This is a genomic window from Pseudomonas sp. TCU-HL1, from assembly GCF_001708505.1.
Classification (GTDB): Bacteria; Pseudomonadota; Gammaproteobacteria; order Pseudomonadales; family Pseudomonadaceae; genus Metapseudomonas.
The window spans coordinates 2,456,620-2,471,749 of the sequence record NZ_CP015992.1; the positions used below are offsets into that span (position 1 = coordinate 2,456,620).

The following is a 15,130-nucleotide window of genomic DNA, read 5'->3' on the forward strand; positions in this document are numbered from 1 at the left end:
CTCTGCGGGCTGCACCAGTCTGGGGCGTGACGACTGTGCGTGTGCTGCAAGTTGTTGAAAAGCAAGCGGTTGTTGCGATGGCACGGGGCTTGCGATTGCGTAACTGCCCGTGGCGACAAGGAGTTAGGCATGTCCCGCACTTTTTATGACGAGATGTACGACGCGAGTGGCGAATGCCGTCCGCATTACCGGGAGTTCGCACGTTGGCTGGCGGACGCGCCTCAGGAGTTGCTGGCCCAGCGGCGACGAGAGGCCGACCTGCTGTTCCATCGCGCCGGCATCACCTTCACCCTTTATGGCGACGAGCAGGGCACCGAGCGCCTGATTCCCTTCGATACCATTCCCCGTGCCATCCCCATGAGCGAATGGCGGGTGGTGGAGCGGGGCTGTATCCAGCGGGTCAAGGCGTTGAACATGTTCCTCGCCGACCTCTACCACAATCAGCGGATCATCAAGGCCGGGATCATTCCCGCCGAACAAGTGCTGGCCAACGAGGGCTACCAGATCGCCATGCAGGGCCTGGACCTGCACCGCGACATCTACGCCCATATCGCCGGGGTGGACCTGGTGCGCGACGGCGACGGCACCTACTACGTGCTGGAAGACAACCTGCGGACCCCCAGCGGTGTCAGCTACATGCTGGAAGACCGCAAGATGATGATGCGGCTGTTCCCCGAACTCTTTGCCGCCCAGCGCGTTGCGCCCATCGACCATTACCCGAACCTGCTGCTGGATACCCTGAAAAGCTCCAGCCCGCTGGACAACCCCAGCGTGGTGGTCCTGACGCCGGGCCGCTTCAACAGCGCCTACTTTGAGCACGCGTTCCTCGCCCGCGAGATGGGCGTGGAGCTGGTGGAAGGCGCCGACCTCTTCGTTCGTGACGACCGCGTGTTCATGCGCACCACCGCAGGTCCCCAGCCGGTGGATGTGATCTACCGCCGGCTGGACGATGCCTTTCTCGACCCTTTGGCCTTCAACCCCGAATCCATGCTCGGCGTGCCCGGCCTGCTGGCCGCCTACCGCTCCGGTAACGTGGTGCTGGCCAACGCCATCGGTACCGGGGTGGCAGACGACAAGTCCATCTACCCCTATGTCTGCGACATGATCCGCTTCTACCTGGACGAGGAGCCCATCCTGAAGAACGTGCCCACCTGGCAGTGCCGCAAGCCCGAGGACCTGTCCCATGTGCTGGCCCATTTGCCCGAACTGGTGGTCAAGGAAACCCAGGGTTCCGGCGGCTACGGCATGCTGGTGGGGCCGGCGGCCAGTGCCAAGGAGATCGAAGCCTTCCGGGAGCGCCTCAAGGCGCGTCCCGAGGCGTACATCGCACAGCCCACACTGTGCCTGTCCACCTGCCCGACCTTCGTCGAGCAGGGCATTGCCCCTCGCCATATCGACCTGCGTCCCTTCGTACTCTCCGGGCGGGAAACCCGCCTGGTGCCCGGCGGCCTGACCCGTGTGGCACTGCGTGAGGGCTCACTGGTGGTGAACTCGTCCCAGGGCGGTGGCACCAAGGACACCTGGATAGTGGAAGACTGATCATGCTGAGTAGAACTGCCTCCGAGCTTTACTGGATGTCGCGCTACCTGGAGCGCGCGGAGAACCTGGCGCGCATGCTGGACGTCAGCTACTCGCTGTCGCTGATGCCCCAGGACGGCCGTGGCGATGGTCTGGACGAACTGGCCATGTCCCTGCTCAGCACCGGCACCCTGGAGCTTTATCAGGAGCGTCATGGCGAGCTGAACGCCGCGCGCATGCTGCACTTCTTCGCCCTCGACGCCGACAACCAGGCGAGCATCTTCAGCTGCCTGCGCGCCGCTCGAATCAACGCCCATGCCGTGCGCGGCCGAATCACCGCCGACATCTGGGAGAACATCAACGCCACCTGGCTGGAGATGCTGAACATCTCCAGCGAGGGGTTGGGCCGCTACGGCATCAGCCGCTTCTGCGAGTGGGTGAAGGAGCGCTCGCACCTGTTCCGCGGTGCTACCTACGGCACCATCATGCGTGGCGAGGCTTATTGCTTCATTCGCCTGGGGACCTTCATCGAACGCGCGGACAACACCCTGCGCCTGCTGGATTCGCGCTACGAAATGTTCGGCGAAGAATCGGAAGAGGTCAGCGACAGTTCCGCCCGCGGCTACTACCAATGGAGCGCCTTGCTCCGCGCCCTGTCGTCCTTCGAGGCCTATACCGAGGTGTACCGCGGCTCTCCCGATGCCCGTCAGGTTTCCGAGCTGCTGCTGCTGCGCCCGGACGTGCCGCGCTCGCTGCGTGCCTGCATGGAGGAGTTGAACCACATCCTCGCCAGCCTGCCGGGAGATAACGGTCGACCGGCCCAGCGCCTGGCCGCCGAGCTGGACGCGCGGCTGCGCTACACCGCCATCGACGAAATCCTCGACGAAGGCCTGCACACCTGGCTCACCGACTTCATCCTGCTGGTCCGCCAACTGGCCAGGGCCATCCACAGCTCGTATCTGGAGGCTGTATGAGACTGTCCATTCGCCACGACACCACCTACCGCTATGACGATCAGGTTCGCGCGAGCATCCAGTACCTGCGCCTGACGCCCCAGGAAAACGAACGCCAGCACGTGCTCAGCTGGGAATTGACCCTGCCGCGCCCGGTACGCGCGCAGGTCGACCCCTTCGGCAACATCTTCCATGTGCTGACCCTGGACGAGCCCCATGACGCCATCGTCATCAGCGCCCGTGGCCAGGTGGAGATCGACGAGAAGCGCGAGGCCGAGCACGACAGGCAGTCTGCCTTGCCGTTCCTGCGTCTCACCCGCCTGACCACCGCCGACGATGACCTGCGCGAGTTCGCTGCACGCGAGTGCGGCAGCCGTCGCGATCGCGGAGGGCTGATTGACCTGATGGAGGCGCTGCATGTGCAGATGCCCTTCAAGAAAGGCGTGACCGGTGTCGACAGCACCGCCGCCGAGGCCTTCGCCGGCCGCGCCGGGGTCTGCCAGGACCACACCCACGCCTTCCTGGCCTGCGCACGAACCCTGGGTATTCCGGCGCGTTTCGTGTCCGGCTACCTGTACCAGGGCAATGACCAGAACCTGGCCAGCCACGCGTGGGCCGAAGCCTGGTTGGGCGACGCCTGGTACAGCTTCGACGTGACCAACAACCTGGCCCGCCCCGAACGTCACCTGAAGCTGGCGGTTGGGCTGGATTACCTGGATGCCTGCCCGGTGCGCGGCATGCGCCGGGGCGGTGGTGGCGAGCAGATGCATGCCAAGGTGGATGCGCCGCCGTTGTTGCTGGTTCAGGCGCAATAGGGACAGCACCCCCGGTTCTTCGCGACGCCGGCCGCTGCTTACTGCCTCGCCCGTAAACGGGCACGGCGGCCGGACAAACGGCGCGGGGAATCCAGACAAGGAGAAACGGCATGACCTACTGCGTCGCCATGCACCTGGCCGATGGCCTGGTGTTCGTATCCGACTCGCGCACCAATGCGGGCATCGACCATATCGCCACCTTCCGCAAGCTCTACACCTTTGGTGTCAGCGGCGAACGGCTGATCGTGTTGCAGAGCGCCGGCAACCTGGCCACTTCGCAGTCCGTGGTGAACCTGCTCAAGCAGCGTCTCGACGGCTCGGGTGCGAATTTGCACAGCGTGCCCACCCTCTACGACGCCACAGCCCTGGTGGCCGAGACCACCCGCGAAGTCATCGCCCGCGACGGTGCGCCGCTGGCCGGCAACACCGACCTGACCTGTTCCTTCCTCGTGGGGGGGCAGATCGCCGGCAATCCGCCGGACCTCTACAGCATCTACCCCCAGGGCAATTTCATTCAGGCCACCGAGGACACGCCGTTCCTGCAGCTGGGGGAGAGCAAGTACGGCAAGCCGATCCTCGACCGCAACCTGGAGTTCAAGACCAGCCTCGAAGAAGGCCTGCGTTGTGCCCTGGTGTCCTTCGACTCCACCATCCGCAGCAACCTGTCGGTGGGCATGCCGCTGGACCTGCTGGTCTATCACCGCGACAGCCTGATCCTGCCGGCTGGCTACCGGGTGACCGAGGAAGACAAGTACTTCGTCGACATCCGCCGCCAATGGGCGGAAGGCCTGCAGGCCCTGATCAGCGAACTGCCGCCGCCACCGGTGGAATACAACGTCTGATGGGCGTGGCTCGCTTTCGCGATTGAAATCGCTCCCACAATCAAGCGGTTCTACGGCGCCACCTTCCTCCCCGCCATGTGCTTCAGGTAGCTGATCAACTGCCCCAGTTGCTCATCACTGATTACCTCCTTCGAGAACCCCGGCATCTTGCCCTGGGGCCAGCGGCGCAGGTTTTGCGGGTCGCGGATGTAGCGGGGGAGGAAGTCGCCGGCCAGGTACTCGGTGGGGTTGTGGGGGATGTTCAGGTCGGGGCCGAACTGCGCGTCGCCCGCACCATTGAGGCGGTGGCAGGCCAGGCAGTTCTTCTGGAACTGGGCAAAGCCGGCTTTTACCCCGGCGCTGGCATTGTCGGCCGGGCGCAGGGTGGGGAAACGCTCGGCCACGGACGGCAGATAGCGGATGCGCGCGACCTGGAAGGGCCATTGCTCGGGGCCGATATCCGCTGCCTTGGGTTCGGTCCAGACCAGGTAGAAGGGGCCTGCGCTGGGCTTACGGCTGCCGAGCGGTGGCCAGGGCTGGGCCGGGTCCTCGATGGCCAGCCAGGCGCGGGCGCCTTTCGTGTTCAACAGTGGAGCCGCGGCCAGTTCAGCCGCGAAACCGTCCAGGGCGACGGCCTGCAGGTGCTCGTCGGGTTTCACGCCTTCCAGCAGTGCCACGACCGGCACGGCACGGTAGCGCATGGTCTTCTTGTAGGAGACGTCGTCCGCAATGGTCACGTCCTGCGCCTGGGGGTGGGCGAGCAGTGCGGCGGTGTCCCAGGTACGGGTGCCGCCGGGCAGTTCCAGGGTCAGCTCGGCGGCATGCAGCGGGGTGAAGCAGAAGAGCAGGGCGAGAAGCGCATGGCGCATCGATCAGTCCTTGTCCAGGGCGTTTTTCAGGTCCAGGTAGCCGCCGCCATTGATCACCCGGCTATAGCCCAGCACCTGCAGGCTGTCCTGGGCGATGCCGGAGCGTCGGCCGCTGCGGCAGTAGAGCACTATGGGGGTGTCCTTGTCCGGGGCGACTTCGGCAATTCTCTGGCCGATTTGCTCGTAGCCGATGTTGCGCGCGCCGGGGATGGCGCCTTCGGCCACTTCCTCCAGAGTGCGTACGTCGATCAACACGGCATTGGGCTGTTGCATGGCTTCGACGGCGGCGGCCTGGTCGGTATCACCGGCGGCGGCCGGCAGGCTCAGGGCAAGGGAGAGAACAGCGAGCAGGGTACGCATGATGGCGGCTCCTGAATGAGGCTTGTCCAGCGAACCTAGCACAATTGATCGAAGGGGGCGCAGGCCATTAGGATCGCGGTTTTCCGTCATAACCAGAGCTTTTTTCGGCGCCCGATCCGGGTGTCGGCAGCTTTTAAGGAGTGGCCATGCTGGCCGAGTTGTTCGCGGTCATGAGTCACCGGCGCTGCCTGTGGCGATTCGAGTCAGCGAGCCAGCAGGATGACGCCGGTCCCGTAGGGTGCGCCGCGCGCACCGGGAGACAGACTCGATGGGCCTGGTGGCTACCCGCGCTGCGTTGACCGCCGTGGGCGGCACGCAACGCAGGACGACCAGTGGATGAACGTGATGATCAGCTGACCAGTCGGGTCAGGTTGGGAAGAATGAGAATCACTGTGGTGGCAAAGACGATCAGGCTCGCTTGCCGCATTTTGGGCTGCTTGAACATGGCCAACTGCCTTTTTTGTTGTTGGGGGCGCGTCGGTCAGGGCTCCCTACGGCCGGCCCGGAACCTCACCTTCCCCCGTGGCTTTTGACAAAATGCCGCCCCGGCAAAACCCGGCAGCGGCCACTTGCACTTCAAACTCTAGGGCCGACATCACATTGCGCTTATATCGGTTGGTAACTAGCGCGTCGGTCTTAGTAATGTGCGGCTATTGAGGGTGGCGGCTTGCCAGTGAGCAGCCCCGAGGCCAGACACATCCCTGCCACCTTGGCTGGCAACTGGCCATCGGCTGACCGTTCGTCTGAGCGCAGCGGTCAATGGGGCTGAGCTTTTCCGTCATTGAGCCCATGGCCTATAGCGATAAGGTAGCCACAGCCTGCCGGGATACCGGTGGCCGACGGACAAGAACAACAGGCACCAGGGGTGCCACCTAGCTGCCTCAAGAGGACGCCATGACCGAAGCATTCATTTTCGACGCGGTGCGCACGCCCCGCGGCAAGGGCAAGAAGGACGGCGCTCTGCACAGCGTCAAACCGGTCAACCTGATCGCCGGGCTGCTGCGTGCCCTGGCCGAGCGCAACGACCTGGATACCAGTCAGGTGGACGACATCGTCCTCGGCTGCGTGACGCCTGTGGGCGACCAGGGCGCCGATATCGCCAAGACCGCGGCGCTGGTGGCTGATTGGGATGAGACAGTGTCCGGCCAGCAGATCAACCGTTTCTGCGCCTCGGGCCTGGAAGCAGTGAACCTTGCGGCAATGAAGGTGCGTTCCGGCTTCGAGGACCTGGTAGTGGCCGGTGGTGTGGAATCCATGTCCCGCGTGCCCATGGGCTCCGATGGCGGCGCCTGGGCCATGGACCCGGAAACCAACTTCCACACCAGCTTCGTGCCCCAGGGCATCGGTGCCGACCTGATCGCCACCCTGGAAGGCTTCAGCCGCAAGGATGTCGATGCCTTTGCCCTGCGCTCCCAGCAGAAGGCCGCTCAAGCACGAGCCAATGGCGCCTTCAATAAGTCCCTGGTGCCGGTCACCGACCAGAACGGCATCGTCCTGCTCGATCACGACGAGTTCATCCGCGGCGATTCCACCCTGGACGGCCTGGGGGCGCTGAAACCCAGCTTCGAGATGATGGGGCAGATGGGCTTCGACGCCACCGCCCTGCGCAAGTACAGCCAGGTCGAACGCATCGAGCACGTGCACACGCCAGGCAACAGCTCCGGCATCGTCGATGGTGCCGCCGCGATGCTCATCGGCTCCGCCGCCAAGGGCAAGGAACTGGGCCTGAAGCCCCGCGCACGCATCGTCGCCACGGCAGTCACCAGCACCGACCCGACCATCATGCTCACCGGCCCGGCGCCGGCCACCCGCAAGGCCCTGGCCAAGGCTGGCCTGAGCGTGGCTGACATCGACCTGTTCGAGGTCAACGAAGCCTTCGCCTCGGTGGTGATGAAGTTCATGAAGGACATGGGCGTGCCGGAAGAGAAGGTCAACGTCAACGGCGGCTCCATCGCCATGGGTCACCCGCTGGGCGCTACCGGCTGCGCCATCCTCGGCACCCTGCTGGATGAGCTGGAGGCGCGCAACCTGCGCTACGGCCTGGCCACCCTGTGTGTAGGCGGCGGCATGGGCATTGCCACCATTATCGAGAAGGTTTGAGGCGGAGAAGAAAAATGACAGACGCCATCCGTTACGAAAAAGGCCAGGACAATATCGTCGTCCTGACCATGGACATGCCCGGCCAGAGCGCCAACACCATGAACGCGGTGTACCGCGAGGCCATGGGCAAGACCGTCGAACGCCTGGAGGCCGAGAAGGACAGCATCGCCGGTGTGATCATCACCTCGGCCAAGAAGACCTTCTTCGCCGGCGGCGACCTCAACGAGCTGATCAAGGTCACCAAGGCCGATGCCAATGCCTTCTACCAGATGGTGCTGGGCCTCAAGGGCCAACTGCGCCGCCTGGAAACCCTCGGTAAACCGGTGGTGGCTGCCATCAATGGCGCGGCCCTGGGGGGCGGCTGGGAAATCTGCCTGGCCTGCCATCACCGCATTGCCCTCAACGACAACAGCGTGCAGCTCGGCCTGCCCGAAGTAACCCTCGGCCTGCTGCCGGGCGGTGGCGGCGTGGTGCGCATGGTGCGCCTGCTGGGTATCGAGAAGGCGCTGCCGTACCTCGCCGAAGGCCGCAAAGTGCGCCCGGAGCAGGCCCTCAAGGCAAGCCTGATCCACGAGCTGGCGCAGACCCCGGACGAGATGCTGGCCAAGGCCCGCGCCTGGATCGCCGCCAATCCCAAGGCCGCGCAACCTTGGGACACCGCTGGCTACAAGATTCCCGGTGGCACGCCGTCCAGTCCCAATGTGGCCCAGATGCTGGCCATCGCCCCCTCGGTGCTACGCGACAAGACCAAGGGCTGCTTCCCGGCGCCGGAGAAGATCCTGTGCGCGGCGGTCGAAGGCGCCCAGGTGGACTTCGACACTGCCCAACTGATCGAGGCCCGCTACTTCACCGAGCTGACCACCGGCCAGGTGGCGAAGAACATGATCGGCACCTTCTGGTTCCAGTTGAACGAGATCGGCGCCGGCAGTTCGCGGCCCAAGGGGCCGGCTCCCTATGCGACGAAGAAGGTGGGTGTGCTCGGCGCCGGCATGATGGGGGCGGGCATTGCCTACGTCTCCGCCATTGCCGGTATCGAAGTGGTGCTGAAGGATGTGGCGCTGGACGCTGCGGAGAAGGGCAAGGCCTATTCCCAAGGCCTGCTCGACCAGTTGGTAAGCCGTGGCCACATGGCCGCAGAGAAACGTGATGCCATCCTGGCCCGCATCAAGCCGACCATCAGCGATGCCGATTTCGACGGCTGCGACCTGATCATCGAAGCCGTGTTCGAGAACCGCGAACTGAAGGGCAAGGTCACCGCCGCTGCCGAGGCCGCTGCGTTGCCGGATGCCGTGATCGCCTCCAACACGTCCACGCTGCCGATTACCGGTCTGGCTCAGGCAGTGGCCAAGCCGGAGAAGTTCATCGGCCTGCACTTCTTCAGTCCGGTGGATCGCATGCCGCTGGTGGAGATCATCCGTGGTGAGAAGACCTTGGACGAAACCCTCGCCCGTGGCTTCGACTACGTCCTGCAGATCAAGAAGACGCCTATCGTGGTCAACGACAGCCGTGGCTTCTTCACCTCCCGTGTGTTCGGTACCTTCACCAACGAAGGCATCGCCATGCTCGGTGAAGGCGTCTCCGCCGCGATGATCGAGAACGAGACCCGCAAGGCCGGTATGCCGGTGGGGCCGCTGGCGATTTCCGACGAAGTCTCCATGAGTCTGATGACCCACATTCGCAACCAGACCGCCGAGGACTTGAAGGCCGAAGGCAAGGCGCTGCCACAGCATCCGGCCTTCGCCGTGATCGACCTGATGGTCAATGAGTTCAAGCGCCCTGGCAAAGCGGCTGGCGGCGGCTTCTACGAGTACCCGGCCGGCGGCAGGAAGCACCTCTGGCCCGAGCTGAAAGCGCGCTTCGAGAAGGCCGACAAGCAGATCCCGCAGGAAGACGTGCGTGATCGCATCCTCTTCATCCAGGCCATCGAAACCGTGCGTTGCGTGGAGGAGGGCGTGCTGCATTCGGTTGCCGACGCCAACATCGGTTCGATCTTCGGTATTGGTTTCGCGGCCTGGACAGGGGGCTCGCTGCAGTTCATCAACCAGTACGGCCTACAGGACTTTGTCGCCCGCGCCCGTTACCTGGCTGAGCAATATGGCGAGCGTTTCGAACCGCCGGCGCTGCTGCTGGACAAGGCGGCCAGGGGAGAACGGTTCTAGGTTCCAGCTCGGCATAAAAAAACCGGCTCACAGTGAGCCGGTTTTTTGTGCGCGCGGCGTGGATCACGCCTTGGCGAAGCGGCTTTCCAGGTAACGGATGATGTCGTTGGACTCGTACATCCAACGGCTTTCACCGTTTTCGTCGATGCGCAGGCAGGGTACCTTGATCTTGCCGCCGCCGGCCTGCAGGGCGGTGCGATGGGTTTCATCATTCTTCGCGTCGCGCAGGGCGATCGGCAGGTTCAGCCGGTGCATGGCGCGGCGGGTCTTCACGCAGAAGGGGCAGGCGTTGAACTGGTAGAGCGCCAGGTTGGCGGTCTCTTCCGCCACCTGGGCCTGCGCCTCGGTGCTGCGGCGCAGCTTGCGCGGACGGGTGATGAAGTCGAGGAAGATGATCAACTGGCCCAGGCCGACTCGTAATGCCTTGATGAACACTGCTGCGTACCCTTGAGTGAAAAGCGGGCCGGCAGTTTACCGGACTTTGGCGAGCGTAGCTGACCGTTACGTCAGATAGCTGCTGTAGCAATTTAGCGAACTCATGTCGAAAGCGGCCGGCAGTCGCGGTTCACGGTTGCTCGGCGGAGTGCCGGAAAAACTGTGTACGGCCCGTTCGTTGGTGATCCCACGGGCGATATTGTGATTGGCCTCGATGTTCTTGGCGACAGCACCCACCGAGCCATGAGCGCAGCCGATCAGCGAAAAGCCGTTGGTCATGACGGCAAGGGCGGCCAGAAGATAGAGCCGGTTTTTGTGCTGCTTCATCGTCTTATCGCTTGTTTTTGGTGGTCAACCTTGTCGTCCGCTGATCTGCTTCTGGCTCTCCAGCAGCACCGGGATGCTCTGGCTGAGTTGCTGGTAGAAACTCATGGATGCGTCCGTTGGGCTCACACCAATGCGACCGCGCTCGTATCCGAAGCTGACGGCCAGGACTACCACCACCACGACGAAATACAGGCCGAGGCTGGCTAGGGCACCGTTGCGTGCGTACTTGATGGTGGGGTTGTTCATGTCGGGACTCCGTGGCCAGGGGCTGGGTTGGCATAGAGTCGCGGAAAGCTTTTCGATAAAAAAACGAGGAATGAACATGGTAAATATCGACGGCACCAATAGTTCCGAAAGGGGCCGTCAATTTTTATTGACGTACTTGCGCGGCGAGCGAGCTAGAGCGTTCAGGCTCGTCGAGGGCAGGGCTCAGGGCTGCGATATCGGTGCCGTCTATGGGACCGTTAGGCGCTAACGATGACGAGGTGGGCAAGGCGGTATTTCAATCACCTCGGTACTGTGTTAAATAAAACGCACATTCAGCCACAGAGCCTCTGCGTTTCAGGAACCAATACCTAATGCCACTTCGTATCTGCATTCTCGAAACCGACATTCTCCGCCCCGAACTGGTCGATCAATACAAAGGCTATGGCCTGATGTTCGAGCAACTATTCGCCAAGCAGCCCATCGCCGCGGAGTTCAGTGTCTACAACGTGGTGCAGGGGCATTACCCACCTGAAGACGAGAAGTTCGACGCCTATCTGGTGACCGGCAGCAAGGCCGATTCCTTTGGGACCGACCCGTGGATCCTCAAGCTCAAGGAGTTCCTGCTGGCGCATTACGAGGCCGGCGACAAGCTGCTGGGCGTCTGCTTCGGCCACCAGTTGCTGGCTCTGATGCTGGGTGGCAAGACCGAGCGCGCTACCCAGGGCTGGGGCGTGGGTACCCACAGCTACCAGTTGACCAACAAGCCGGAGTGGATGACCCCCGCGCTGGACGAACTGACCCTGCTGATCAGCCATCAGGATCAGGTCACCCGGTTGCCGGAGAATGCCACGCTGCTGGCCTCCAGCGATTTCTGCCCGAACGCGGCCTATACCGTTGGAGATCAGGTGCTGTGCTTCCAGGGGCATCCGGAGTTCGTCCATGACTACTCCCGTGCAATTCTGGACTTGCGCCAGGATTTCCTGGGCGATGAAGTCTACAAGCAGGGCGTGAGCAGCCTGGACCGTGACCATCAGGGCGCGGCCGTGGCGGAGTGGATGATGCGTTTCATCACCCGCGACCGCGCCGCCTGAGCCCAGGCGATGCAATAGAAGAGCCCGCCATCGACAGACTGTGTGAAAACTACTGCGCTCGATGGTGCTGCGTTGAAAACAGCCTCAGAATGCTCATTTACAGCTCGTAAACTGCGCGTCTTCGGCTGTTTTCGCCTTGCCTGATCTTCGCTCGTGACGTTTTCACACGGTCTGATCGAAGCGGGCTTTTTGTTGCTTGTCGTTCAGAGCCAGTTGTAGTACTTGAAGCTGGCGTAGAGCGCGGTGCATCCCGTCACTACCACGCCAAGCACGCCGAAATAGCCGTAGTGCCAAGCCAGTTCCGGCATGTTCTGGAAGTTCATGCCATAGATGCCGGCAACCGCTGTAGGAAAGGCGAGGATGGCTGCCCAGGCGGCGAACTTGCGCTGCACGACGCTCTGGCGCGAAGACTCCAGTAGCAGGCCGACTTCGATGGCGTGGTCGGCCATCTCACGCAGGCCGGTGAGGTCTTCCAGCAGGCGGTTGACATGAATGGCGATGTCGCGGAAGTAGGGGCGCATGTGCTTGTCGATGAAGGGGAAGTCGAGGCGCTGCAGTTCCTCGCAGATTTCAGCCATGGGGCCGATGTAGCGGCGTAGCCGCAGCAAGTCGCGACGCAGGCACTGGATGCGCTCGACATCCGCCTGGGTCAGCGGCCTCTGGAGCACATTCTGTTCGATCTCTTCCAGCTCCGAATGGAAGCTGTCCATTAGCGGTCGGTAGTTTTCCATCACGAAGCTGAGCAGGGCATAGAGCACAAAGTCTTCGCCGTGCTCGAGCAGCAGCGGCCGCGCTTCGCAGCGCTGGCGGACGCGCGAGTACGGCGCGGATTCGCCATAGCGCGCGCTGATGATGTAGCCCTTGCCGGCGAAGAGTTGGGTCTCGATGAACTGCAGGTCGCCCTCCACCTCGATTGGCGAGTAGACCACCAGAAACAGGGCGTCGCCGAAGGTCTCCAGCTTGGGGCGGGTGTGGCGGGTGAGGGCGTCTTCAAGGGCCAGCTCGTGCAGGTCGAACTGCCGCTGCAGGTTGCTCAGCTCCTCCGCACCGGGGTCATGCAGGCCGATCCAGACGAAATGGCCCGGCTTGCTGGCCCACTGGAGGCCTTCATCGAGGGTTATGTCGGTGACTTTTCGGCCCTTGGCGTACACAGCGGCGGCAACGACTCGACCCATGGCTCAGTGGTTCCTTCATCCATTGGTTGGAAATGTGAGGCGCAGAGTAGCGCGCTTGTTTATCTGAGTCTTGCCGAAGGCCGTGGTTCTGCAATGGCGAGGCTAGAGTCATTGCCCTAGATTGTTCACGCTCTACTAGCAGAACGAGGAGAGCCCGGATGGTCTAGGCCTTCAGCTTTGCCGGCGGACAGTTCCAATGTCCTGATCCTGCTACTTGACATGAGTGTCGTTGCGCGCAAATACGAGGCCTTCGCCCTGGGGCTGGTCGCAGACTGGCCTGGGTGATCCCTTTGCCCCCGAGGCTTCGACCTGTGGCCCGGCTGCATTGCTACAAGGGCAGCCCAAGCTCCGCATGCTGCCATCTTCACGGCTCGCATCGGAAAACCCGCACAGCGCCTGGCTACGTTCGCCAGCGAACGTAATCGAGGAAGTTGTCGAGGGGTTGGCGCTGTTTCCCCGTCGGTTCGCCACCGGTCAGACCGTCTGAAATATCCTGTTACAGCGGCTAGTGTTCAGGGGAAACCTAGAAGAGAACCTGGAGACCCGTGATGAGGCTAAAGCAGTGCGTACTGGCTGTGGCGATCTGTTCCGTTCTTGGCTTGTCGTTTACCGTCATGCCGGGTGATTTCTCCAGTTCATCGAGCGCCTACGCCAAGGAGGGGGGTAGTGGAGGCGGAGGTGGAAGTGGCGGTGGAGGTGGTGGCAGCGGCGGAGGTGGTGGCGGCAGCGGTGGAGGTAGCGGCGGTGGCAGCGGTGGTCATGGCGGTAGCGGCCACAGCGGTGAAGGCGGCGGCCATGGCAGCAACAGTGGCCACGGTAGCGCCAATAGCGGTCGTGGCGCGGACGACGGTGCAGACCATGATGTAGGCGAGGCCCACGGTGTGGGTCATGGCGCGGATGATGGTGCTGATCATGATGTCGGCGATGATCGCGGTGACCATACCGGGGACGAGCCGGGCGACGACAACGGCGGCACGATGTAACTCACCCTCAACGAAAACGCCCCGCATTGCGGGGCGTTCTTGTATTTGGGGTCAAACCAGGTGCTGCTTGTCCATCTCAATGGCCGCATCCAGGGTTTCTAGGAGCGCCTTGCGCACCTTGAGTTTGGTATTGCGGTGGGCAGTCATGTTGATCTTCTTCAATTGCAGGGCGGCACCCCGCGCGGCATCCAGCAATTGTTCGACGGGCACTACCTTGTCGAGGAAACCGGCATCCAGGGCACCTTGTGGATCGAACATCTCACCATTGATGACCGAGCGATGGAAAGCCGACTTGCGCAGGCGATCACGAGCCAGCTCGATACCCACGTGGTGCATGGTCATGCCGATCTGTACTTCGTTCAGGCCGATGTTGAACGGACCTTCCACGCCAATGCGATAGTCCGCGGACAGCAGGATGAAGGCGCCCTTGGCCACTGCGTGACCCGGGCAGGCAACGATGATGGGGTAAGGGTGCGCCAGCATGCGGCGGGCCAGTGCCGAACCGGCCGCAACCAGGGCGACGGCGTTCTGAGGGCCGGAGGTCATCACTTTCAGGTCATAGCCGCCGGAAAGAATGCCCGGCTGTCCGGTGATGATGACAATGGCGCGGTCCTGCTCGGCGCGATCCAGCGCGGCATTGAAGGCAGCGACCACGTCCGGAGAGATGGCATTCACCTTGCCGTTGCTGAGGGTCAGGGTGGCGACACCGTCTTCAAGTTGGTAGGAGATCAGCTCACTCATGGCAGGTTCCTTGTTAAGAAGTGGGCTGACGTTACTCAGCGCTACCGTGGAGGTAAAGCGCCAAGACTGACTGGTGAGTCAGTACATCCAGCAGGTCCTGCCCGAAAGCGCTCCAATGTGCCGGCGAGCTACTTGACAGCAGGGAGGGAAATTGGCAGGTGAGGTTGTTTTTCATAAACGCATGAAATTTATGAAAAAAGCGTTTGCATTCCGGAAAACACTCCACTAAATTAGCGCACCTCGACGGGGCCAACGCCTCAGAGAGATTCCGGTGAGGTGTCCGAGCGGTTGAAGGAGCACGCCTGGAAAGTGTGTATACGGGAAACCGTATCGTGGGTTCGAATCCCACCCTCACCGCCACTTTCCGATTCAAGCAAACCCCTGATACTCCTAGAGAAGTCAGGGGTTTTTGCTTTCTGGGATTTGGGGTTGGGGCAAAAGTGGCGATTTCCAAACCGCTAGGTGCCGCTGTCGTCCGCCCGGAACCCCAGACAATTCGTCCCTACAGGAAGCGCCGCCAGGGTGGAAGAGTTGGCGGCGGTTGTTGTAGACCCCATGCAAAGGGGAGATGGCGCA

At 62.7% G+C, this 15,130-nt stretch carries 15 protein-coding genes and 1 tRNA gene; 8 read left to right on the forward strand and 8 right to left on the reverse strand.

Annotation, left to right across the window (positions count from 1 at the left end):
* Positions 1-129 precede the first annotated feature (129 nt).
* From THL1_RS11320 to THL1_RS11335, 4 genes are all read left to right on the forward strand, one after another.
* Positions 130-1,539, forward strand: a complete 1,410-nt coding sequence (locus tag THL1_RS11320; RefSeq protein ID WP_069083360.1) for a circularly permuted type 2 ATP-grasp protein — start codon at positions 130-132, stop codon at positions 1,537-1,539.
* 2 nt (positions 1,540-1,541) lie between these two features.
* Complete coding sequence (locus tag THL1_RS11325) at positions 1,542-2,492, forward strand: alpha-E domain-containing protein (RefSeq protein ID WP_069083361.1); 951 nt, start codon at positions 1,542-1,544, stop codon at positions 2,490-2,492.
* Positions 2,489-3,286: a transglutaminase family protein gene (locus THL1_RS11330; RefSeq protein ID WP_069083362.1), complete on the forward strand. Its 798-nt coding sequence runs from the start codon at positions 2,489-2,491 to the stop codon at positions 3,284-3,286. Before THL1_RS11325 ends, THL1_RS11330 begins: the two co-directional genes overlap by 4 nt.
* Before the next feature lie 110 nt (positions 3,287-3,396).
* Positions 3,397-4,128, forward strand: coding sequence for a proteasome-type protease (locus tag THL1_RS11335; RefSeq protein ID WP_069083363.1), 732 nt, complete (start codon positions 3,397-3,399; stop codon positions 4,126-4,128).
* 50 nt (positions 4,129-4,178) lie between these two features.
* Here THL1_RS11335 and THL1_RS11340 read toward each other — a convergent pair whose 3' ends face one another.
* Positions 4,179-4,976, reverse strand: coding sequence for a c-type cytochrome (locus tag THL1_RS11340; protein ID WP_069083364.1), 798 nt, complete (start codon positions 4,974-4,976; stop codon positions 4,179-4,181).
* A gap of 3 nt (positions 4,977-4,979) precedes the next feature.
* Complete coding sequence (locus tag THL1_RS11345) at positions 4,980-5,336, reverse strand: rhodanese-like domain-containing protein (protein ID WP_069083365.1); 357 nt, start codon at positions 5,334-5,336, stop codon at positions 4,980-4,982.
* Positions 5,337-6,230: 894 nt separating this feature from the next.
* On the opposite strand from THL1_RS11345, the gene THL1_RS11350 reads away from it, so the two are divergent.
* Together THL1_RS11350 and THL1_RS11355 are read left to right on the forward strand one after the other, a co-directional pair.
* The gene (locus THL1_RS11350; RefSeq protein WP_069083366.1) at positions 6,231-7,436 is read left to right on the forward strand and encodes an acetyl-CoA C-acetyltransferase; all 1,206 of its coding nucleotides are present in this window, start codon (positions 6,231-6,233) and stop codon (positions 7,434-7,436) included.
* 14 nt (positions 7,437-7,450) lie between these two features.
* Entirely contained in the window at positions 7,451-9,595 is a 2,145-nt protein-coding gene (locus THL1_RS11355) for a 3-hydroxyacyl-CoA dehydrogenase NAD-binding domain-containing protein (protein WP_069083367.1), read from the forward strand.
* A gap of 63 nt (positions 9,596-9,658) precedes the next feature.
* Here THL1_RS11355 and THL1_RS11360 read toward each other — a convergent pair whose 3' ends face one another.
* From THL1_RS11360 to THL1_RS11370, 3 genes are all read right to left on the reverse strand, one after another.
* Entirely contained in the window at positions 9,659-10,030 is a 372-nt protein-coding gene (locus THL1_RS11360; RefSeq protein WP_069083368.1) for a glutathione S-transferase N-terminal domain-containing protein, read from the reverse strand.
* Between the two features lie 66 nt (positions 10,031-10,096).
* Complete coding sequence (locus THL1_RS11365; RefSeq protein ID WP_069083369.1) at positions 10,097-10,357, reverse strand: hypothetical protein; 261 nt, start codon at positions 10,355-10,357, stop codon at positions 10,097-10,099.
* Between the two features lie 24 nt (positions 10,358-10,381).
* On the reverse strand, positions 10,382-10,603 hold the full coding sequence (locus THL1_RS11370; RefSeq protein ID WP_069083370.1) for a hypothetical protein: 222 nt from the start codon (positions 10,601-10,603) through the stop codon (positions 10,382-10,384).
* Between the two features lie 332 nt (positions 10,604-10,935).
* Between THL1_RS11370 and THL1_RS11375 the strand changes: the two genes are divergently transcribed.
* Complete coding sequence (locus THL1_RS11375; protein WP_069083371.1) at positions 10,936-11,655, forward strand: amidotransferase; 720 nt, start codon at positions 10,936-10,938, stop codon at positions 11,653-11,655.
* Between the two features lie 203 nt (positions 11,656-11,858).
* Here THL1_RS11375 and THL1_RS11380 read toward each other — a convergent pair whose 3' ends face one another.
* From THL1_RS11380 to THL1_RS11390, 3 genes are all read right to left on the reverse strand, one after another.
* Complete coding sequence (locus THL1_RS11380; protein ID WP_069083372.1) at positions 11,859-12,830, reverse strand: magnesium and cobalt transport protein CorA; 972 nt, start codon at positions 12,828-12,830, stop codon at positions 11,859-11,861.
* A gap of 635 nt (positions 12,831-13,465) precedes the next feature.
* A complete protein-coding gene (locus THL1_RS31180; protein ID WP_069083373.1) occupies positions 13,466-13,840 on the reverse strand; it encodes a hypothetical protein in 375 nt (124 codons plus the stop codon).
* 24 nt (positions 13,841-13,864) lie between these two features.
* Complete coding sequence (locus THL1_RS11390) at positions 13,865-14,554, reverse strand: crotonase/enoyl-CoA hydratase family protein (protein WP_069083374.1); 690 nt, start codon at positions 14,552-14,554, stop codon at positions 13,865-13,867.
* 270 nt (positions 14,555-14,824) lie between these two features.
* Here THL1_RS11390 and THL1_RS11395 point away from each other — a divergent pair.
* A tRNA-Ser gene (locus THL1_RS11395) sits at positions 14,825-14,914 on the forward strand.
* The last annotated feature ends 216 nt before the right edge of the window (positions 14,915-15,130 follow it).